The following is a 22,581-nucleotide window of genomic DNA, read 5'->3' as shown; positions in this document are numbered from 1 at the left end:
TTTTATAACTTCTTTCAGCTTGCTCATTGGCTACGATCCCCATACCTTCAGCATCTCTCATTTTTTACCTATCAAATAATTAATAAATATTAATAGTGTTTATTTGAGTTATGATAATTGACGGTTATTGGAAGAGTTGGTATGATATTTAACAGGCAAGAGAATCCTGTCGAATTTTGACGAATGTTAAATCTGGAGTGTAGGAGGAATTTTTTCCATGAAGTCTACTGGAATTGTGAGAAAAGTTGATGAGCTAGGTCGTGTTGTGATCCCGATTGAACTTCGTCGTACGCTCGGTATTGAGCAAAAAGATGCGTTAGAAATATACGTGGATGACGACAAAATCATCTTAAAAAAGTACATGCCTAATATGACATGTTCGATTACAGGAGAAGTGTCGGATGATAATCTTCGTTTGATCGATGGTAAGTTAATTTTGAGTCCTGAAGGTGCAAAGCAATTGATGGATGAAATTCAAAATAAAATCAATTAATTTGTAAAAATCCTGAACGTGTACACGTTCAGGATTTTTTCTTACCCTACATGATAGGCTTGATAAACATCTCGTTTACTCAACTCACGGACATCTGCCACTTCTTTGATCGCATCTTTCGAACGAATTTCCTTTTCTTCTATTATACGTTCTACATGTTCCTTAATGGATAGGTCTGTCCACCAAGCAATTGCGGCTTCGTGTTGCACGTTCTGATTACCTTCCACAATCAAACAGAACTCCCCTCTGATTTCATTGGATTCTGCCCACTCTATTGCTTCTGCAATCGTTCCTCTCAAGAACTCTTCAAATCGCTTCGTTAATTCACGGGCCATCACAATTTTTCGTTCATCTCCAAATTGTTCTACTAAACCGCGCAATGTCTGTTTTAAACGATGTGGAGCCTCGTAAAATATTATTGTTTCCTCATAGTGCTGTAAGTTCTCAAGCTGTGTTTTTAATTCCTTTTTTTGACGCGATAGAAATCCAAAAAACAAAAACGGTTGCGCTGTAATACCTGAAGCTACTAATGCTGTAATAGCTGCGTTCGGTCCCGGAACGGGAACGACAGCGAATCCCTGTTCAATCGCTAATTCTACAAGATCTGCGCCGGGGTCTGAAATACATGGCATCCCTGCGTCACTGACAATAGCAATGTTATTCCCATCTTGAAGGAGTTCTATTATTTTTTCTCCCGCCACACGTGTATTATGTTCGTGATAACTGATCATTTGTGTAGTAATCTCAAAATGATTACATAATTTAATCGTATTACGCGTATCCTCCGCCGCAATATAATCTGCTTCCTGTAAGATCCGAACTGCACGGAATGTCATATCTTCGAGGTTGCCGATTGGTGTGCCTACGATGAACAACTTCCCGAACTCTGTTGCTTCAGCACTCTTTTGTGACGTAATCATGTGGACCGCTCCTTTTTTATATATTGTTCTTTTTGTTTTCGGGTTAATTGCTTAAACTGATACTCTGCTTGCATCGCTTGCCGTTGAGTTTCAAATAATTCTTGATAAATATACTTTACAGGTAGACGCCCTCTCGTATACTTTGCGCCTTTTCCTTCATTATGTACACGTAAGCGGCGTTCTAAATCATTCGTATATCCAGCGTAATATGATCCGTCATTGCATACTAGTACATAGAAGAAGTGCTCAATTTTCCCCATACAATAGCCGCCTTACTTCATCCGTATATTCTCCATTTTCACGGTAGACATATAAAGGAGGTAGAATTTTAAGATCAGGTTTTCCATCCTTAATTGCTTCGATTAATAGTGTATTTGCTTCTTTCCCTTCTTTCGGATAGACGAAACGAATACGCTTTGGTTCTAAACGATACTGCCTCATGGATGTGATGATGTCAAGAAGTCTACCGGGACGGTGAACAAATGCTGCTTTCCCACCTTGTTTCAATAATTCACTTGCAGATTTTACTGCTTGATCTAGTGTTAGCTCTACTTCATGCCTAGCGATCGTGTAATACTCACTTTTGTTTCTAGCACTTTTTTCATTTGCCGGGAAATAAGGAGGATTGCATGTAACCGTATCATATAACTCATAACCAATTTTTTTTGCAATATTTATGACGTTTCCATTTTCAATCGTGATCTGTTGTTCTAGACCGTTAAGCACTACACTTCTATGCGCCATATCCGCTAGGCGTTCTTGCAATTCAATACCTATGATTTCGCCTTTCGTCCGGGCACTCATGAACAAAGGGATTACACCGTTACCTGTGCATAAATCAACAATCTTTCCTCCTCGGATCGGCATATAGGCAAAACGTGCCAACAGCACTGCATCTAGTGAAAAGGAAAAAACAGAAGAGCTTTGAATGATGCGCAAGTCCTCTGCCAATAAATAGTCCATTCGTTCATCATTTTCTAAGTTCACAATCTACACTCCTTCAATCAAAAGAAAAAGCCAATACCTAAAAATAGGAATTGACCTCTCAACCGTTCTGTTTATTTAAGAATGACAGGCAGAATAGACAATCTTCGCCTTTACGGCTGCTGCCGTAGTGCACATTGCACACATGAAAACCTTCATTGTACAAACGAGCTAGATTGTCTACGCCTTCGCCCACGTCAAGCTTCTTTGGACGTTCATCACGCGCGGCCTCTTCTATTTCTTGTGTAATCTTATCGATTTCATCAAGTCGCGTTCGCAGATGATGGTTTTCCAGACGAAGCGAGTGGTTTTCTTCAGTCATCTTTGCAACAAATCCAATGAGTTCCCGGAATTGTTTTTGCATAGAATCCAACTGTTGTTCAAAATCCATTACCCTGTCAAGAAAGTTCACTTCTTTCAACTGTTCCACCTCATCATTTAGTCAATTGAGCTGTTTCTTTCTGTAAATCCTCAATCTCACTCCACGCATATTCCACTACTCGTTCAAATGCCGGCATATTCACTTGAAGTACACGCTCCAATAAGTTCAGTCCGACTACTTTTCCTACTCCATCTTGTGTAACTACTTGTTTACCAAGATCGGGCATTAGCGCTTTCGCTTCTTCATATGCATCATTTTCATACTTCAGACAACACATCAAACGACCACATAGACCCGAAATTTTTGATGGGTTCAATGAAAGGTTCTGATCTTTCGCCATCTTGATAGATACCGGCTCAAAATCACCTAAAAATGTTGAACAGCAAAGCATTCTACCACATGGACCGATACCGCCTAGCATTTTCGCTTCATCACGTACACCGATTTGGCGCAATTCAATTCTAGTCCGGAAAATCGCAGCGAGATCCTTTACTAGGTTGCGGAAGTCCACTCGGCCTTCAGCGGTGAAGTAAAAAACAATTTTATTACGATCAAATGTATATTCCACATCTACTAAACGCATATCTAATTGATGTTCTGTAATTTTTTCAACGCAGACATCAAATGCTTCATTTGCCTCTTGCTCATTCTCTTTGACTCGTTCACGATCACCCTCATCTGCAAGACGAATGATCTTTTTCAGTGGCAAGACGACATCTTCATCATCTATTTCATTACTTCGACTGGCTACCTTACCGTACTCTACACCTCGTGCTGTTTCCACAATGACATAGTCGCCAATTTCAATCGGCATATCCAATGGGTCAAAATAATATAACTTTCCCGCTTTTTTAAAGCGGACGCCTACGACTTTATACAAACGATAACCCCTCCTGCATAGTAAGCACCAATTGTTCTAGTAAAAGCGTACGATTCATATTTTGATGCAATCGTTTTTTCGCCTGCAAGACGGCATCTATTTTAACAGTTAAACTGCTATAAGTATTTTTGACAGAATGTCCCGTGAAGACTTCTAATTGATCGGGATACGATATAGTTGATTGCAAACCTGCTTTCACCGCCACAATATCACGGTACGCGAAGAGAAGCAAATCAAGGCCTTGTTCACAATCACTTTTTTCCTTCATGACAGGCATCCAATCTGTCTGAATGAACAGCAACGCCTCACCTGGGGATCGCTGTTCGATTGCCTCTACTAATTTTAACACTAATTTCCGTCTCTGTACAAAGGAATCTTCTTGAGCCATCCTATAAGCCGCTTCAACATTTGCTGTCATCATCGTTACAGTAGATGCCATAGAAGCTGTAACTCCTTTTTCCACGAGACTTTCAATACTATTTTGGCGATTCATCGGCTGAAGCGAAATTCGCTGGCACCGTGATTGAATTGTTGACAAAATGGATGGATAGGAATCCGTAAGTAAAATAGCTGTGACATTTCCTTCAGGTTCTTCAAGGAACTTCAGCAATGTATTGGCTGCTGAGGCATTCATTCTCTCCGCATGAACAATCACATATACTTTCCGTCCCTCTTCATACCCTTTTTTCGTCATTTTTATAATTAATTCAGACATTTGATCCTTTTTGATGTCCTGTCCATCAGGTCTGATCCAGACTACGTTCGGATGATTACCTGATTCTATACGTTTACACGAGTGACATGTTTCACATGGAACATTTTCTTTCGGATTCATGCATAATAGCAGTTTCGTGAAATATTGTGCAACTGCCTCTTTGCCTGCACCATTCGAACCTTCAAATAAATAGGCATGTCCAATACGCTGTCTTTTGTGAATCATAGTTAATTTGTCGATAACTTGCTTCTGAGACTGCAATGCATGGTCGTGCAACGTCTGTGACATGCAAGCTCCTCCTTAGTTAGTAAAGATGTTGCAAAAAACCCCGTGCTACATGTGAGTGCGGCACGGGATCACGTATATAAATTGATCAGAAGACCTTTGATTTCACCAATTTTGGCGAGTAAATCAATGGATGATTCTTCTTCATCCAACAGTGCTTCCGTCAACGCGATTAGTTTTTCATCTATTGTTTGCACCAAATTTAACCGGCGACCTTCACCGAACTGGTTCCATGTATGAGATTGTGTTAACTCAATACCTGAATCTACTGCCTCTTTCAAAAAACGTTTGATCAGCATCTTGTATTTCGCCATGTCACGTAAATTTCGAGACCTTGCGAGACGATCTCCAGCACTTGAGATATCCCCAAACAACCGGGCAATCTGTTCTCCTTGCAGACGTGATCCTTGTTTTTCTACCATTTGTCCAAACTTGGGATTACCCTGTGCATGCCGAAGAGGATCAGGCGATAATTTATCCATCCCTGTACGGTATTCACCATTGACTTTCATCAGCATTCACCTCTAAATCAAAAATGGTGGAACTGCTCAATTGGCAAGACAAATACAGTAGCTCCGCCTACTTCTACTTCAATTGGATACGGAATATATGAGTCCGCATTACCACCCATTGGTGAAACCGGTGCAACCATTTGATCCCGAGAACGGCAATTATCACGAATTAAATCTAGTGCTTTGGAGACTAACTCATCTTCCACACCCATTAGAAATGTTGTGTTACCTGCGCGAAGGAATCCACCAGTACTGGCTAATGTTGTATTCCGAAAATCACTTTTAGTCAATGCGGAAGATAATCGGTTACTATCTTGGTCCTGTACGACTGCTACAATCAGTTTCAATGTACTCTCCCCTTTTCCGATTTCTCATAAAACGTATTTCTTCTTTATTATATCATGAATTCTTATGTAAGTTGACTTCCGTACTTACAATTTGCCAAACATTTTCAATTACTTGTGCTGGTAATTGTTGTGCGTCAACTATCTGTATTCGCCCTTCATCCCGTAACATCACTTCTTGATAGCCTTTGTACACTTGCTCATGAAACTCCATTTTTTCTAAATCTAGACGATTCTGTTCACGTTCCTTATCTCTCCATATCCGGGCTAGTCCAACTTCGGGCGGCACATCGAAGAAAATAGTACAATCCGGCATATACTCTTCAATCGCGAATAAGTTGATTGCCAGTACTTCGTCGATGCCTAATTTACGTGCGAACCCTTGATATGCCAATGAACTATCAATAAAACGGTCGCATAGAACAATTTTATTCTGTTGTAGTGCAGGTATGATTTTTTCTACTAAATGTTGTCTACGTGCAGCTGCATACAACAGCGCTTCCGTCTTACCGTCCATCGTACTGTGATTTGAATCCAAGATGACTTCACGAATTTTTTCTGCAATAGGAATTCCACCCGGTTCTCGTGTCATGATTACGTCTTGTCCTTGTGCCTTTAGGCGTTCTGCAATTTCTTGCAATACAGTTGTCTTACCAGCCCCTTCTGGCCCTTCAAAACTAATAAATAATCCTGCCATCTTCTTATCCCCTATCTATTCCAAAACTACTTTTACTTTTTTCATCTCCATATTGACCGCCCCTTGAAATCTACAGCCAGCCATTAAAAGATCATGCATTTGCTCGGTGTGTTCTTGGCTAATACGTTCTCCGGCACATAAAAGTGGTATGCCGGGTGGATATGGAATAATCGCGTCTGCTGCTACTTTTCCCGTTGCCGACTGGATATTTAGCCACTCCGTATCCATCGTATGAAGCTGAGTTGCTGAATATACTACCGATGACGGAGAACTGATCGATAAAAAGTTGTTCACCCGTACTGAAGTAGCTTTTTTCTCCGCTACACAGTCCATCGCTCGCTTAAATTTACCAATTACGTCAGCGCATCGTTCTTCATCCCCCGCCTTCACCAAGGGCAGTACAAGCAATACTTGATATATATCCGCCAATTCTGGATAAATCCCTTGCTGCTCCAATGCTTCCTGCAAGACGTATCCCGTATGACCCGTAGCACGAACCAGCAACTTCAGTTCATCGTCAGTCTCCACTACTTCGACGCACTCCATATTGCACAGACCTTGGATTAAATTATTTCGGTATATTTGAAAGCTTTTATAGTGATCTTCGCTATACGTCTCTGCATAATACCTTGCATCATCCAAAGAGGCCATCAATAAATAGGATGGACTGCTCGACTGTAGCATCTGAAGGAAGTGTGCTACTCTTTCCACCCTCACAAATTGCGATCGAACATGTAAAAAAGAGGCCATCGTCATGGCGGGTAATGTTTTATGCGCAGACTGAACGACCAGATCTGCTCCGAGTTCAAGTGCGCTCGTTGGAAATGCATCATTCACTATAAAATGTGCACCATGCGCTTCATCAATGAGAATCGGTATACTGTAGCTATGACATACTTCTATAATCTGTTTTAAATCTTTATTTATTATTCCGTAATAAGTAGGTGTGGTGAGAACGGCTGCTTTCACATTCGGATACTGCTTGAGTGCTTCTTTTACTGTCTTCAATGATACCGTTCCAGCCGTCTGCGTCTGTTCATCCCAATCCGGAGATAGAAACACTGGATTGGCACCTGTCAGTTCCAGTGCATTGAATATCGATTTATGTGCATTACGTTGCACAATTACCAAGTCTCCCCGCTGAACTGTTGCATACAGCATAGCCAGGTTTCCCACAGTCGAACCATTCACTAGAAAGAAACTCCGTTCACTTTTATAAAGATGTGCCAATTTGTCTTCTGCTTCTCTAATCGCTCCTGTCGGTTCATGCAAGTCATCTAGTCCTGTCAGCTCCGTCAGATCATAAGCAAGTGCTTGACGCACAGCGGACGGCAAATCAGATAATGTGCCCCCTTTATGTCCCGGCACGTGGAATGAAACAGGTTTTCGGTTATGAAAATTCTGCAATGCTTGCACAAGTGGACGATCTTGATATTTCATTTATTACGCACTCCTTTACCTTTACTCAGTATAGCAAAAAGCGACACTCCTGACTAAAGGAGTATCGCTTTCAAGTCACATTCTATTGTTTATACGCTGTTAACCTAACTTGTATTTTTTATTGTCACTTTTTTTTCGCGTAGTGTCAGCAACACTATGATAGAATTCTGTTATTTGTTGCCTGTACTAGTCGATCTACATAGAAATACGGAACGTGCGTCCAGTTCACATCATGTTGTTGTTTACGAACTCTGATATATTCCTTCAACAGTGAACCTATCGTCTCTTCTTTGATAAATAACTGAGTATAGTCATATTCTTTACTATAAACCATGGCTTCATGTAAAGAATGTGCCATTTCCAACCAGTGCTCTTGATAGGCGTAACACAAGCTTTCTAAAATTGTTGCTTCGATAAATGTCTCAATTTGCCCTTCCTGTAACGCTTCAATTTTCACATGTACTGCTTTCTTTAACGCTTCCCCCCATTGGCCTTTTTGCAACAGTAGTCTTACATCTACGAGTGTGACAAATGGATGTTGAAGATTATCCACGAAATCCTCCTTCAATTTCAAAAAGGAGATTTCTGCTTCTTCTAGACGACTTTGCTTCAAGTAAATAAATGCTTCAAATGCATATAAAAAGTCTTTCCAGTAGCTATCTTCTGTATAAAACAGGGCACTCTGCAACGTTCCATGCGCATTTTCCATTTCGCCATTTGCCATATGTAGCTTACAACTCAATACATACATAGGAATTAGCAGACCTGGATCTTGGAAGTGATGGGCTGACAGAAGTGCTTCTACTTGGTGTTCTCTAGATTCTTTCATCAAGCCTTTCATGTACAATGTTTCCGCTTGAATTCCGTGATAGTAACCGATTATAGAAAGTTTATTTGCTTGGCAAGATTGCTTTTCCAATAGGTATTTCTGTTGTTCAGGGGTTGCTGACATTTTACGTGAACCTAATGGTGTACGTGATAACGTAGGCTCGGTTTTATTGAACTGAAGTGGCAGTAAATATAGCTTAGAGCGTTTTTCTACGTTAAAATCAAATCCTTTTTGCAGCCACTCCCCTACTTCTGTCACACCGCCCATTCGGATAATTGTAATGTAGGACTTGATTAAGAAATAGTCGTAGGGAGCGGATGGGCTTCTACTGGTAAAAGCATTCCATTCTTTTCGATTCTCTTGTGTTGTCATTTTACTTATGACAAGATCCGCTGCATCTATTTGGTGCTCGGAAAGAAGAGAAAAGGCATACAGTAACTGAAGATCCAAAGCTAATGGAATATGAGCTTCTTCAAATTCACGGCACCAAGATATGAAAGTAGAGGTTTCTCGACTTTTGATAATGTCCACGCCGTGATTCATCATCCAAGTACTAGCAAGTGGATACGCCTTTCCTATCAATGCGTGTGTGATTGCACAGACAATATCACCTTGCCGGAAGTATACACCTGCTGCTTTTTTATGAAGCTCTAATACAAACTCCTTTGAGTAGGTTTGTTGCAACTTTTGCTGTAAGGCTATAGAAAAAAGGGGATGATAACGATAACATGCGTTTTTTTGCGTGTCCATTTCTATGAAAAAGCCTTTTTCCTCTAAATTCTGTAAATGGACCAGACTTTCATTATTCCCGAGTAATGCGTCGCATATTCTTTGATCCATTGTATTCAAGATGGATGTTGTTAAAAGGAAATGCTGTGCCGAGCTTGAAAATTCACCCCATAGATCATTCATTAACACATTCATAGTGTACCTTCTAGAATGCTGCAGATCATACGTATCTTGTGACTGCACAACATTTCGTAGTGCCGCAGGCCAACCTTCTGTCTGCACGAATTCTTGCCATACTGATTGTTGCTGTTCGGGTTGGTTTTTCAAATATTTTTTCATATCTACGACCGTAAAACGCAGATGCTGCATTTTCACTTCAGTAACAGTGAATAAGGATTGCCAGAGTGCAAGTGTAAAAGGAGGGAGGTGGCGACTAGCAAAGCATATCTTCAAGGATTCGGGTAAATCCATTACAAAATACTGAATCATTTCCAACAGTTCTGGAGCAGTAATATGATGAAAATCGTCAATAATTAATCGAACCCGCTTTGTCATTACATTACCTAGTTCTTTGTAGAAATTCCACATCGTGTTCAAATCGTTGCGGTCTGCATCGACAAGTTTTAGCTGTAATTTTTCTTGCGGAAGCAAATTGCACGCCGAGTAGACTGTATAGAGGATATATCGAAAAAATTGCTCTGCATCATTATCAGTTTCATCGACTGTCAACCATGCGACGTTTTCATTCAAATTACCTGACCAACTAGTCAAAAATGTTGTCTTTCCATAACCTGTTGGAGCAGTAATGAACAGTACTTTTGATTGCACTGCTTCATGTTGGACAGCAATCATATTCTCTCCGCTAATCCACTCATCACGTACGGTAGGTTTTTGTAATTTTGAGGCTAGTAATGTGGTCATGACCGTCACCTCCTAATCAATAGTAGTATATTTTGTTCTACTGCCAATCCTTGACTTGCAGTATTGCTTGAGTCCGTGAGCTAACATTGAGTTTTTTATAGACTTTCGATAAGTACACTCTAACGGTTCCTTCCGAAAGAAAAAGCTGTTCCGCAATCTCCCTGTTGGATGAGCCGGTTGCGAGTGCCTTAATCAACTCTTCCTCGCGGGGAGTTAAATTGGGTTTACTACTTTGATGAGCAGCCGCACGATGAGCGATATGATCCGTCCGTAACGACTGTGCAAAGACAAGTGGAACTGTCTTCCAATGCGGTTGTTCAAAGTTTATTCGACATTTTATATAACTCATTAGCACTGGATTCAATGCTTTTTCGTCCAAAAACATGCGTTTAAAGCCCGACTTTACCGCTAATTCCAATGCTTCATGAAGTATATTAATTGCCAGCCTTTTTTTGCTGTTATTCCACATACAGATGGATCTCAATATCTTTGCCTCAATAGTAGTTGCTATATACAATGCTTCTTTAGCTTCTTGCGTAACTTGATCTATACAATAAAGGGCTTTTCGTGTATTGCCTTTGGCCATATGCAGTCGCGCTTGTACAAGCACTCGGAACTCCATATCAAATTTCGCTTGCCGATGTGTTAAATTATATGATCTGTTCAATTCAATCTCTGCCTGGTCGAAGGATCCTTCACGAATATAGCCTAGTGCTTTCATTATAATTAAAATACATTGCCAGTTCGTATTAACCGTTGATTCCATCGCGTGGTTTAATATGGCCTGAGCTTTAACGAACTGCTGATTAGCCAGATACATTTTAGCCTGTAGAATGTACATGGGTATAGACAAGCCTGCATCACTATGACGATCAGTATATTCCATAGCTTTTTTCATATAATGTGTGGATTCGGATAATAGATTCATTTCATAGAAGGCTTCCGCTTGTAGACCCTGACTGTATCCTGCCAAATTATGAACAAGGAATTTATCAGTACGTAAGACGTTATTCAGTGTTGACAGTCGTTTGACAGATTGTAGTCCACCTCTATTGCCTAAACAAGTTCTCAGCAATTGAGGTTGATAGTGGTTATACGTCATCGATACGTTTTTCCATCGTAAATCAGTGGAAAATGAATGATTGTTAATTCGCTCTTGCGAACCTAAGTCTTTTTTCTCTGTCAGACCACCCTGTGTAAACAACATAAACACTTTTACAATGTCTAAAATTAGTGTGGCATCTTCTAACGAGTCTTCCTTTTTCCAACCTGTTTTTTGATCCCTACGGTCAAGCTCTCGAATAATCAATCCCGCTTTTTCCATTTCAAACTGAATGGCTAGATTGAACGCATATACTGCAAGCGTTTCCGCATGGAGTTCGAAAGAGCTTTTACGTAGTATCAACATCCATCGCATGAATGTCTCGGTCTGTTTGGATAAAATGATGTTTACCAGATTCTCTTTAATCCAACGATCAGCTACATCAAATAACTCCCCTTTAATCGCCAACTCAATTCCTGTTGCATAATCGCCTTGTCCATAGCGGATATGTGCTGCTTTAACATACACCTCATTTATACAGTCATTCGAAAAATATCGACGTCTTTCATTCTGTAAGGCAATTGAAAATAGACTATGGTACGTGTACGTCAGTTGACTGTCGGTTAACTGATTAAGAAACAAACCTCTCTTTTCTATTTCTCTCAAGACTTCTTCACTATCATTACGATTCAATAACTGATTACAACTTTCGGGTGTTACATATTGTAATACCGATGTACGCATGAGAAAGTCTTGCATGAAGGGAGTGAGACTGCACAATACTTCATACACTAAGTAATTTGCTACGACAGGTGATAGGACGGAAGATTCCTCCACATTCCATTGGGGATCTTCTGCTAATCCGATGAGACTTATCAATTGAATACCTAAAGGCCAACCTTCTGTAATACGTAATACTTGCTCGTAGAAAAATATTGAATATCTCGATAGTGAAGGACGCTTGTCGAAAAACTCTCGGACTTCCTTCAATTGAAATTGCAGTTGTTGGATACCGATTTCGTATACCCAGCCCTTTGTCCGCCACTTGGAAACGGATAACGGCACTTCATTTCGGCTTGTTATGAAAACCTTTATATGACGCGATAAAGAATCGATGAATTGGTTCATCATGTTATGAATGACAGGATTCGTGATCATATGATAATCATCTAGAATCAGTGTAACTCTTCTTCGTTGAGCATTTAGTTCATTCAACAGCATATCGACAATCATGTAATAGGGCGGACTTGTTTTGATGAAAGACAATACCTTTTCTGCATCAATCATATTGCCGCTTTTCTCTAATGACGTAATCACATAGGTCCAAAAACGAATGGGGTCGTTATCCATTTCGTCTAATGTGAGCCAAGCCGTCGAATCTGTTATTTGGGAGAATGATTTACTTAGCAACATGGTCTTTCCATATCCCTCCGGTGCGCGAACAATAGTAAGTCGCACCAACTTCGAGTGAATAGGAATTTCTATATCTTTTCTACTGATTACTTCTTCGTTTGCTATAGGCATTTTAATCTTTTCATTAGCTATATATACTTTCACAAATCTTCACTCCCTTCGATTGCATTACGACTCTCACTAGAACTCAACTATACGTACTAGTTTTACGCACCTTTACGAAATGTCAGTGTTGAAAAATATTTCGCCAATTGGCTTATTGAGCACATCCGATATTTTCTTCATGGTCTTAGCACTTGGATAGTAAGCGCCATTCTCTATTTTGGATAAAGCTGTACGGCCGATGCCCACCCGCTCAGCCAATTCAGCTTGCGTCAGGTTCATTTGTTTCCTGAGTTCCTTTATATGATTGGCAAACATCTCGTTTTCTCCTTTCACTTTCGCTTTATAATTGACTGCGTTATTTAGGAATTTCAATGTGGTGTCTTCCATGCCACCCATTCGCCATAAGGAAACTCTCATTTGTCCCTCTTCAGCCGCAACTTTCATCCATTGATACAAGGTTTGCTGGTCTCCGTACCAAACTGTGTACGTATCACTGTGTTCATCTTGATAATCAAAGTACATACCGCCACTAGATGGATCTCGTATGGGCTTCACCTCATATTTTCTAGCAAGTTCTTCTGCCTCTTTTTCAGTGAGGGTTTTCGTTTCATCCTTTCCATGTTGCCAACTAAAACCGCCAGCCGACAATGCGATAACTGGTTGCCCAGGAAGGGTATTCATTTTACCCACTACTTTGCGGATGAATTCATCGTCTGCTTTTGGCCCTGGACCTGAATGGCCGCCAAATAAGTTATAGGCCATCATGACGTAGACTGGTCCTACAGGAAAATTGTATTGTTCGACGTCTAAGTTGGGTTCCAATATAATACGCAATGGCTTTCCTTGTGCTAACAGAGCATCATATAGTTCTTTATAAAATTGAAGCAAGTTTGGCAGATCTTCCCCATCTACATTTTCATAGTCTAGTTCTAACCCTTCAAATTGATAGGCGTTGATGTATTCCAAAATATTATCAATATGCCGTTTTCGACTTTCCGGCGTTTCTACCAAGCGTCCAATTAGTTCGGAGTCTTTGTGAACGACCGTTCCATCAGACAGAAACTGATCATTAACAATGGTTAAATCGAGTGGGATATCACGTTCCTTTGATAGTACTTTCATAGCACCAATGGCATCGTCCATTTTGTCCCGTAAATATATGTGATCCTCCCCGTCAAAATAGGCTGCAAAAACCTGTGCCCTATCTAGACCTTGAACTTGTCGGAGGTCTCCCACTCCATTTTGCCACTGCCACTCAGTCACCCAAGCCGAAAGTTCCAATTCATCTAGAATGGATAAATCTACGGTTTGCTGTTTTTTATCCTGACATCCACTAAAAAAGAGGCAGGAAATCATCATGAATAGTATTTTTTTATTGGTAAGCATTGAAATCCCGCCTTTTCAACTGATGCCGGTTATTAGAAGTTATCGACTACCCAGTTCATTGCTGACTTGATAGAACCAACAAATGTATACATCAGTTGCTGTGGCTTTTGTATTTCATTTGTGAACAAGATCGTCTGCTCAACACCACTGTCTGCTAATGAAGCAATCGTCACTTCACTAAACTGTGCATCATGAATTGGATCACTGAAGCCTCCCGGTACCCAGGTAGAACCCAGTGCTAGCTTTCCAGCTTGAATGTCTTGATTGACTTCTAGATTACTTACAATTTTTTTGTTATTTAACCTGATGTTTAATGTATTATTCTGAAGTTTGATGTCTATGCTTTTTTCATTAGGCAGTCCCTCGCTCCGTGCTTTATCTTCTTTTCGTGAAGTGGGGTTTTCATTATTTGTTGTTTGGACGATTTCAACTTTTGGTATGGACTTTTTTACAAGTAGTTCTTTCAATTGTCCCTCTGCCTTTTCCTCGATCACTAAATAATCATTTTCAACTGTAATTTTCACGTAAGAGTCGCCATTATCGCTATGTCGTAAGAAAATGGATTGTTGGCCCTCGATACTCCCCCCCACTTTTCCTGTAAACTGTATATTCTTTGCGGTATTCTCCTTCAGTACCAGTTTTCCAGCCTCTTTTGATTTTGAAGTAAGGGTGATCAGACCATCACGAAATTCCGCTGCGCTTTCAATTGCTTTCCATTGGTTGGCTTGTTTTTCGTCACCTTTTACGAAATCTACTTTTTGATTTGTATCATTTTGTATTTTCATGAGTAAATGATTCGTAGACCAAGATGGTTTTGGCTGAACGCGGGTTAGGTTATATAATTCTCTTCTTTTAGTGTTAAGTGCATTTCCTTCTTGATTAAAGTGCATGTCAAATGTTTTTCTAATCTCATTGTCATTGACGTCTGTAACCAATTTGTTTGCTGTATTATACAAACTATTTGCATGCATAATCATGTAGACCCCAGGAATAGCACCCAATTTCTCTTGATAGATTTTGCGCATCGCTTTGTAATCATTTGTGATGCGCTTCTCCATCTCCAATCGATTCTCACTTGGAATCAAATATTGATCGCGGATGAAGTCCATCGAAAAGTGATTGTACGATTCGATTTTATCTTTACTTAGCACTTCTTCATCATCACGAATATTCAAGAACGTGCCTTCCTTATTAAAGATATTGATGTATGTTAAGCGGTTACCGTTACTACCTAATTCCCAAAACCCACTTTTTTGCATTTGCTTTAGGTGTGAAGGTTGAAGAAAACGTTTATCGTTCTCATCTAACTTGTTGGCGAAAGAGAGCAATGTCGCTTTGTAGTTATACTTCTTCAACAGTGGATTGACGTAAACGCTCGTGTCTGTACGTCCATCTTCAAATGCAAGAAATAATGCTTTCTCAGGTAATGGTTTCTTGTTTTTGTAGAAATTCAGTATATCTTGTTGAGAAATCGTCTCATATCCTTGGTCTCTCAATGCTTCCAACTGCCGTTGCAATTGCTTTTTTGCAAACAGAGAATCTGATCCATCCCTTGATACACCTGGATATGAAAGGGCTATAAAACCTTGCCTGTTCTTCCATTTTTCATTATTCAATGCATCATAACGATTCATTTCAACAAACGCTTGGAACACAAGAAATACAATGACCAATAAAATACCTACTTGAAGAATTGACCGTCTGACTTTCCGTCGGTTTTTCTTTTGATAATCTAATATTTCATCACTTTTTCGTTTCATACGTCATTCTCCTTATCTACAAACTCATATAGTTATGATTTAATAGTTAGAGGATCTTTTTTCAACTTCTTGCCCAACTTCTTATCGCGCGCTTCAATATCTTGTGGCGTATCGCGTGTTCCCCAAGTAGATTTCCAGAATGTCACCCATGCAATAGGCATCTGCCATAATAGAACGGCTTCATACATCAAAACGAAGACAAATCCGAAGACCCACAGACTGCTTTTCTTAAAGAACAAGTAGGCGGCACTCATCATGAAGGCCATAAGAAATAGTCCCAGCAAGAAGGTGGTGGGGAATATACCGTAAAACAGCGGCACATAGAGTAAGTTGTACAATACGACGACTGGTGCAGCAATTGGTACAATCAATCCTACGTAAAAGAACAAAGCCATAAATACTTCTTTCCTCCAAATAAATGTTCCTGCTCGTAGTGATTCACGTAACCAAGAGCGTTTCCAGCGCATTTGTTGCTTTAAAAACACGCCAAATTTATCCGGGACAACTGTTGAACAGATGGCCCTATCTTGGTATGCGGTGCGGTGTGTTTGTAGAATATAGTTGGTCATACTGCGATCGTCGCCGAAAGTCGCTGGCTGACCTAAGAAAGTTTGATTAAGCCAATCCTCTTGGTGGTCTAGAATCAGAGACTTTCTATAACAAGATAATGGACCCGATAAACAAGTGACACAATCGAAGTAAGATTCTGCTGCTTTCATGACACGAAAAGCGATATAGTAACGGACAACTTGTAATTTTGTAATACTATTTACATATTTATTTTCCACATCTGTGCGTCCTGCAACGCCACCCATTTTAGGATCTTGAAATGGTTGGACTAAATTCAGAATGGCATTTGGTTCTAAGAAACTATCTGAATCGACAAAAACAACAAGATCATGTTTGGCCATTGCCACGCCATCTACTAATGCTTTGCGTTTCCCGCCGTTTTGCGGCATTACGTATACTTGTAAACGTTCTTTGATTTTGTATACTTCATCTTCTTGTTCTAACCTTTCTACTGCTTTCCAGATATTCTCGACTGTGAGATCTGTAGACTGGTCATCTACGACGATTACTTCCAACTTATCGATTGGATAGTTTTGATTCAGGCAACCATATATCGTTTTATGAATCCACTCTTCTTCATTAAAGACCGGAATAATAATGGAGACACCTGGACGATAATTAGAATTGATTGGTACATTCCTATAGAAAGCTCCAAATATATATCGAGTGAGCAAAAATGTAGCTGCAATCAAACTATAAAAGTAAATAAACTTATTAAATTTAAAATAGACTAGACTTTCAATGCGCATCAATACAATAAAGAATGCAACAAGTAAGAGACTGGCAAGGGTGAAGGTTGTGATAAACTTCCACTTCGTTCTCCGGAAGTAGGAATCTAGTGACTCGACGAATGTAAAGACCATCTTCCAAGTGATTTCGTCATTTGGCATTTTCACTTCCTGCCAACTAACTGTTCCACGGATCCTCACTGTCGACTCGTATCCTTCTTCCATCGTTCCTCTAGGAATTTTAAAACGTAGGTTTACTACATCGCCGGCTTTCAGTGAATTCATAGATGGGTCGAAGTCGACAAGTAGGTCTGTCTTGGATAATTCAATCGCTTTTGTTTTCATTTTTTTACCAACATTTTTATTTTTCATTGTGATAGTAAAATTACATGAGTAGGAATTATTTAACAGGCGATTTGTTTCGACCATTTTACCTTCGTCATCTCTTTGCAGTATTGGGACGTTTGGAAGAAGGGTCGATTCACTAGTGTGTCTAATTACTGTTTTGGCATTTGATTTTTCTTTCACCATAATTCCACACCTTTCTTATAGACTCCAATACCGGATATTCTGATCTTCAAATTCTTTTTTCTCGTAGATTCCTTTAACATCCACCAGTAGTTGAGTAGTATCCGTTTCGAACATTTGCTGGAAGTCCTCCAACGTGAGTCCTCTATATGCTTCATGTGGTACTGCTACAATGACTGCATGCAATCCTTTGAATTCCTCTGTGGAGACAAGCGTGATACCACACTCTTCTTTAACGGCTTGGGGATCCGCCAATGCATCTGCGACAATTGGCTCGATTCCGTACTCTTTTAATTCCTTAATAATATCGAGTACTTTTGTGTTACGAAAGTCAGGACAATCTTCTTTAAAAGTAAGACCTAATACACCTACTTTGATATTTTTCAGATTCACTTTCTGCTGTACAAGGATCTTAAGGATTTGCTGGGAAATATATGCCGCCATCGAATCATTGATATGGCGACCCGCAAGTAATATTTTAGATCGGTATCCGCAATCTTCTGCTTTAAACGTTAAATAATAGGGATCGATCCCTATACAGTGACCACCTACTAATCCCGGAGAAAAGGGTAGGAAGTTCCACTTTGTTTTTGCTGCACGCAATACCGCTTGTGTGTCAATTTTCATTTGATTGAACAACATGGAGAGTTCATTCATGAATGCGATGTTAATATCCCGCTGCGCATTCTCGATAACCTTTGCCGCTTCTGCTACCTTTATGCATTCCGCTCGGTATACACCAGCTTCGATAATCATTTCATAGACACTTGCGATAGTATTTAGTGTTTCCTCATCACTGCCAGAAACAATTTTTACAATGTTCTCTAGTCGGTGGACTTGATCACCTGGATTAATACGCTCTGGCGAATAACCTACTGTAAAGTCTGTACCGAATTTCAGGTTAGATGCTGCCTCTAGTTCGAGAATGCACACTTCCTCTGTAACTCCGGGATATACAGTTGACTCATAGACTACGACTGACCCCTTCTTCAAATTTCGACCTACCACTTGGCTGGCCAACTGAAGGGCTTTCAAGTCGGGAAGGTTTCCAGACTGAATAGGTGTTGGGACGGCGACAATGAAAAACTTTGCGTCCTGCAAATCCGTTTCATTTGATGTAAAGAGCATACTCGTATTGCGGACTCGTTCATCCCCAATATCACCTGTTACGTCAATACCAGCAAATAACTGATCAATCTTTTTTTCACTAACATCAAAGCCAATGACATCAGCTACTTCAGAAAAAGCTATAGCTACCGGTAGTCCGACGTAACCTAATCCAACTACTGCAATCTTTTCTTGTCTATACATGATTCGCTCGTATAATGAATTCACCATTCATACCACCTCTGTCATTTAGTTATTCTTCATTCGCATTAACTCCGTCATATGTTTAAATGTGTAGCCTTCTTCGCGTAAAGTATGGATAACTTTGGGTAGGGCTTCGATAGTGTGCGTGCCGTCTAGGATGTGAAGTACAATGACACTTCCATCTCCGCGTTTGTTGATGATACGTTTAACGATTTCATCGGCATCATTTTCTATATCCCAGTCAAATGGCGTGACATCGTACAATGCAATGCTTTTGTAACCTGTTGCCATAGCTATTTTTGCTGTCTTTTCATCTATTTCACCTGTAGCTGGACGGAATAGCATGGTCGGTTTTGCTTGAATCGCTTCAGTAATGACTTTATGCGCTTTAACCAAATCCTCTTGCAGTTCTTCAGGTGTGATTTTTGTCACTACTTCATGACCGTATGAGTGACTAGCCACTTCATGACCTTGCTCATAAATTGCTCTAGCTAAGTTTGGATTTTTCTCTACCCCTTTACCAATCAAGAAGAAGGTGGAGGGAACTTTCTCTTCTTTCAAGATCTCAAGAATCTTTGTAACTGTGTAATCACTTGCCCAGTCATCAAATGTCAGTGCGATCACTTTTTCTTCTGTAGGTGCTTCGTAAAAGATATTTGGTTTAATATCGCTATAGTTTGGATTGATTTTGATTCGATCATAGCCGGCTATTTGTTCGAATGGTTTATGCTTGGTACCTTTATTAACTAGTTCATTTAACGGGATTAATTTATAACCTGTATTTTCAACAGCCTTCGCGATATACGGTATGGCTCCAACCACCTCGGGATTAATATCCGTATGCATGGAGATAATTGATCCACGCGTTATATACCTTTCAATATATTTGCCGATTGTCTTAGCTCCTTGCATCTCCCCTTCACGTGGGTTGATTGTGTAATTAATAACGGCATCCATACCAAGTTGTGCAGTAACGGCTTGAAGATCCTCATTGTATTCACCCGATCGTGTTCTGACATAACGGGGCGTTATACCAGTTTCTTTTCGAATTACTTCATTGCTGAGTTTGACTTCTTTATACAATTCCTCATAACTCATATTCTGAAGATCCAATTGATTTAGTGTGTTGTTTTCTATTTCATGACCGCGATCCAAAATCATTTTGGCAATTTCGGGCTCTTCTGCTACTCGTATACCTGGTAAAAAGAATGTAGCTGGAATATTGTTTTCCTCTAGTGCATCCAAAAGCTCCACCATTGTCTTTTTGTCAGCCATACCATTAAACGTAAGGGATAACTCCTTCCTAGTAGTCCATACATAAGAAAGAACTTCACTTTTCCCTTCCACGTATGGAGCGACCTTTTCACTAGCTAGAGCAACGGCTGCTGAATCACCACTCTTTTTACCTTCAAACAATGGAGAACATCCACCTACTACCAATAAAGAACTTAGAAGTAATAAAAGAGAGGTAGATTTCAATTTGTTAAGATTATGAGATTCCCGATATTCATAACGCATTCTCAACACCTACACTTTCCGTATCATCATAATTTTTATACTTTTATGCGTAATTCTTGAAAACAAACGCATTCCTTGTATGTGTATTCTGATCAACCAATGTTAATAGAGAATTTAGAGCAGCTGTTATGCTAATTTATTAGTACATTTTCTTTACTTAACAACTTTTACACTATCTTTTTATCGTAATAATGTAGTTTATGTCTTTCACCACTGGCGCTGTTGTTAGTAAGTAGAAAACCTTGTAAATACGGATAAAAGTCAGGGCAGACATTTGCATATTACAAGAGCGTGTTCAATTATAATCAAGTTTTTTACCACCTCCTTTTTACCATTAACTTTCGTGTTGTTTTTCTAAACAAACAGGTTAAAAAAACCATTTGTTTAGCGTTACAACACATATTAAATTGGTTTGTTCTTTTTGTCAACACATTTGTTAGTTAATTCTGCCAATTACTTTTGGAATACCACGGACATCTATTTTTTAGTCCTAGTTTATTCTCAATGCACTGAACATTACACTAAAGGTCATTAAACTTGGGGCTTTGGAGGATAGTTGCACTTAAACAAGTTGTAAAATGATAATGCCGCTCACAATATAATGTGTTAGTGATAGAATATACAACTTTTTTCTCAGATTCTATCCACTAGTAATATAGACTTTTAAATTAAATTCAAAAACTGCTTTACGATTTTTCATTTAAAGTCTTTCTACCTAAAAGTGTTAGGTAAGTATTTTCTGCTTTTTATAAGTAAATAGGTTATGATAGAAGTACATACTTTGCAATATTAGTCATGAAGAAGTTAAGGAGGGAATATGTTTGAACAAATTTGGAATTCGCCTACGAAAATTACGTGAACAAAGACAAATGACTTTACGTTATTTAGCTGATCTAGCTAATCTGAGTTACTCCTTCATCGCTTCATTGGAAAAAGGTAGATACAATCCTTCTCGTGAAACGATTTGTGCACTAGCAGCTGCCTTGGAGGCAGATAAGAATGAGTTACTAATATTGGCAGGTTACCTACCGAATGAAACAGTAGATCAAGCCATTTCATCTTCAAAAAGTGATGAGGCGTCCAAAGAAATTGAGCTAGAGAAATTATTGCAAAAGCCAGTATCCTTTAATGGTATAAAGTTATCCAACGCTGATAAAAATGCTTTGTTGGCATTCATGCAAACTATGTATAATTTTAAAAATTAATCTTTTTTACCATTTTAAATTTTTCGACAATACTCAATAGTATTTTGTAACATTTTACTATATAATAACTGTACAAAGATTCTTCTATTCGCAAGTATAATTTCAGCTTTATATTTGAAGCCTTTTCTAAAATACTTGCTGAATAGGCAATCGTTTACTCTCCTTCTCCCGTCGCTCAAGTCTTCATTCTATTTGTTTAGGAGATGAGCAGTATGCCGGCTTATATGGTCAATGAGTATTACGTTTTTACGTCGTACGAGGAAATGTCTTCGCTTATTCATGATATTATCCACTATTCTCTTTTGCCTCCACAACAAGATCGCCATTCATTTTCTATTCTAACTGGTTATCTGGACACAACTACACTTAAATTCAAGTCAGACAATGGACTATCCATTGCATTACGCTATGAAAGCGAAGACGATATTTACTACCCCGTATGATTAGTTAGCCAGCTTCAATCATCTCGAATAGAAACATACGCTGTCTAATCCATGGGCTTTCCGACATGGATTTTTTTATCGTCTCGCTACGGGGAATGATTGATTGGTGCTTGGTTCGCAAGGTTTATAGTGGGTAAGTGGCAAGGCGATAGTGTGCCTGGTGTGTTTCATTGAGCGGTTAGGCAGGGTGATAGAGCGCTTAGCACGACTCATTGAGCAGATATGCGAGACAATAGAGCGCTTAACAAGATTTATTGAGCAACTAACTAAAATCTACAATCACTCAACTCTAAATTTAGCTCATATTCATAATTAAACACAAAAAAGCCACTCCCCAAAGGGAATGGCTTCGCATGCCTAGCAACGTCCTACTCTCACAGGGGGAAACCCCCAACTACCATCGGCGCTGAAGAGCTTAACTTCCGTGTTCGGTATGGGAAC

General features: G+C 39.5%; 20 protein-coding genes and 1 rRNA gene. 3 read left to right on the top strand and 18 right to left on the bottom strand.

Annotation, left to right across the window (positions count from 1 at the left end):
• Nucleotides 1–217 precede the first annotated feature (217 nt).
• Nucleotides 218–493 carry a transition state genes transcriptional regulator AbrB gene (locus CSV60_RS13350; RefSeq protein WP_029054857.1) on the top strand — a complete coding sequence of 92 codons (276 nt, stop codon included), beginning with the start codon at nucleotides 218–220 and terminating at the stop codon, nucleotides 491–493.
• A 41-nt stretch (nucleotides 494–534) separates the two neighbouring features.
• Here the strand turns inward: CSV60_RS13350 and rsmI are convergent, their stop codons facing one another.
• The 17 genes from rsmI to CSV60_RS13265 all read right to left on the bottom strand — a co-directional run bounded on the left by rsmI (nucleotide 535) and on the right by CSV60_RS13265 (nucleotide 20,390).
• Complete coding sequence (gene rsmI / locus CSV60_RS13345) at nucleotides 535–1,410, bottom strand: 16S rRNA (cytidine(1402)-2'-O)-methyltransferase (protein ID WP_099632550.1); 876 nt, start codon at nucleotides 1,408–1,410, stop codon at nucleotides 535–537.
• Complete coding sequence (locus tag CSV60_RS13340; protein ID WP_099632508.1) at nucleotides 1,410–1,673, bottom strand: GIY-YIG nuclease family protein; 264 nt, start codon at nucleotides 1,671–1,673, stop codon at nucleotides 1,410–1,412. Before CSV60_RS13340 ends, rsmI begins: the two co-directional genes overlap by 1 nt.
• Nucleotides 1,660–2,403 (bottom strand): tRNA1(Val) (adenine(37)-N6)-methyltransferase, encoded by a 744-nt coding sequence (locus tag CSV60_RS13335; RefSeq protein ID WP_199173206.1) that lies wholly within the window; start codon nucleotides 2,401–2,403, stop codon nucleotides 1,660–1,662. Before CSV60_RS13335 ends, CSV60_RS13340 begins: the two co-directional genes overlap by 14 nt.
• A 55-nt stretch (nucleotides 2,404–2,458) precedes the next feature.
• Nucleotides 2,459–2,818 (bottom strand): DNA replication initiation control protein YabA, encoded by a 360-nt coding sequence (yabA, locus tag CSV60_RS13330; protein WP_099632507.1) that lies wholly within the window; start codon nucleotides 2,816–2,818, stop codon nucleotides 2,459–2,461.
• Nucleotides 2,819–2,831: 13 nt separating this feature from the next.
• Nucleotides 2,832–3,659: a PSP1 domain-containing protein gene (locus CSV60_RS13325; RefSeq protein ID WP_099632506.1), complete on the bottom strand. Its 828-nt coding sequence runs from the start codon at nucleotides 3,657–3,659 to the stop codon at nucleotides 2,832–2,834.
• Complete coding sequence (gene holB, locus CSV60_RS13320; protein WP_099632505.1) at nucleotides 3,652–4,662, bottom strand: DNA polymerase III subunit delta'; 1,011 nt, start codon at nucleotides 4,660–4,662, stop codon at nucleotides 3,652–3,654. Before holB ends, CSV60_RS13325 begins: the two co-directional genes overlap by 8 nt.
• Nucleotides 4,663–4,730: 68 nt before the next feature.
• Complete coding sequence (locus tag CSV60_RS13315; protein WP_099632504.1) at nucleotides 4,731–5,171, bottom strand: YaaR family protein; 441 nt, start codon at nucleotides 5,169–5,171, stop codon at nucleotides 4,731–4,733.
• Nucleotides 5,172–5,188: 17 nt separating this feature from the next.
• Nucleotides 5,189–5,518 (bottom strand): cyclic-di-AMP receptor, encoded by a 330-nt coding sequence (locus CSV60_RS13310; RefSeq protein ID WP_099637350.1) that lies wholly within the window; start codon nucleotides 5,516–5,518, stop codon nucleotides 5,189–5,191.
• A gap of 52 nt (nucleotides 5,519–5,570) precedes the next feature.
• Nucleotides 5,571–6,212 carry a dTMP kinase gene (tmk, locus tag CSV60_RS13305; protein WP_099637349.1) on the bottom strand — a complete coding sequence of 214 codons (642 nt, stop codon included), beginning with the start codon at nucleotides 6,210–6,212 and terminating at the stop codon, nucleotides 5,571–5,573.
• A gap of 15 nt (nucleotides 6,213–6,227) precedes the next feature.
• Nucleotides 6,228–7,652, bottom strand: a complete 1,425-nt coding sequence (locus CSV60_RS13300) for an aminotransferase class I/II-fold pyridoxal phosphate-dependent enzyme (RefSeq protein ID WP_099637348.1) — start codon at nucleotides 7,650–7,652, stop codon at nucleotides 6,228–6,230.
• A gap of 154 nt (nucleotides 7,653–7,806) precedes the next feature.
• The gene (locus tag CSV60_RS13295; protein WP_099637347.1) at nucleotides 7,807–10,131 is read right to left on the bottom strand and encodes a winged helix-turn-helix domain-containing protein; all 2,325 of its coding nucleotides are present in this window, start codon (nucleotides 10,129–10,131) and stop codon (nucleotides 7,807–7,809) included.
• Between the two features lie 37 nt (nucleotides 10,132–10,168).
• Nucleotides 10,169–12,730 (bottom strand): helix-turn-helix transcriptional regulator, encoded by a 2,562-nt coding sequence (locus CSV60_RS13290; protein ID WP_099637346.1) that lies wholly within the window; start codon nucleotides 12,728–12,730, stop codon nucleotides 10,169–10,171.
• Between the two features lie 72 nt (nucleotides 12,731–12,802).
• A complete protein-coding gene (locus CSV60_RS13285; RefSeq protein ID WP_099637345.1) occupies nucleotides 12,803–14,077 on the bottom strand; it encodes a helix-turn-helix domain-containing protein in 1,275 nt (424 codons plus the stop codon).
• A gap of 32 nt (nucleotides 14,078–14,109) precedes the next feature.
• The gene (locus CSV60_RS13280) at nucleotides 14,110–15,837 is read right to left on the bottom strand and encodes a polysaccharide deacetylase family protein (protein ID WP_099637344.1); all 1,728 of its coding nucleotides are present in this window, start codon (nucleotides 15,835–15,837) and stop codon (nucleotides 14,110–14,112) included.
• Between the two features lie 32 nt (nucleotides 15,838–15,869).
• The gene (locus tag CSV60_RS13275; RefSeq protein ID WP_099637343.1) at nucleotides 15,870–17,666 is read right to left on the bottom strand and encodes a glycosyltransferase family 2 protein; all 1,797 of its coding nucleotides are present in this window, start codon (nucleotides 17,664–17,666) and stop codon (nucleotides 15,870–15,872) included.
• Between the two features lie 15 nt (nucleotides 17,667–17,681).
• Complete coding sequence (locus tag CSV60_RS13270) at nucleotides 17,682–19,001, bottom strand: nucleotide sugar dehydrogenase (RefSeq protein ID WP_099637342.1); 1,320 nt, start codon at nucleotides 18,999–19,001, stop codon at nucleotides 17,682–17,684.
• Nucleotides 19,002–19,019: 18 nt separating this feature from the next.
• The gene (locus tag CSV60_RS13265) at nucleotides 19,020–20,390 is read right to left on the bottom strand and encodes a polysaccharide deacetylase family protein (RefSeq protein WP_233189629.1); all 1,371 of its coding nucleotides are present in this window, start codon (nucleotides 20,388–20,390) and stop codon (nucleotides 19,020–19,022) included.
• A 923-nt stretch (nucleotides 20,391–21,313) separates the two neighbouring features.
• Here CSV60_RS13265 and CSV60_RS13260 point away from each other — a divergent pair.
• A complete protein-coding gene (locus CSV60_RS13260) occupies nucleotides 21,314–21,697 on the top strand; it encodes a helix-turn-helix domain-containing protein (RefSeq protein ID WP_099632495.1) in 384 nt (127 codons plus the stop codon).
• Between the two features lie 212 nt (nucleotides 21,698–21,909).
• On the top strand, nucleotides 21,910–22,140 hold the full coding sequence (locus CSV60_RS13255; protein ID WP_099637340.1) for a hypothetical protein: 231 nt from the start codon (nucleotides 21,910–21,912) through the stop codon (nucleotides 22,138–22,140).
• Between the two features lie 355 nt (nucleotides 22,141–22,495).
• Here CSV60_RS13255 and rrf read toward each other — a convergent pair.
• A 5S ribosomal RNA gene (gene rrf / locus CSV60_RS13250) occupies nucleotides 22,496–22,581 on the bottom strand; the annotation flags it as partial.

Origin of the sequence: Sporosarcina sp. P7, from assembly GCF_002743425.1 — a bacterium.
Lineage (GTDB): Bacteria > Bacillota > Bacilli > Bacillales_A > Planococcaceae > Sporosarcina.
This window is presented reverse-complemented; position numbering and strand designations above follow the sequence as displayed.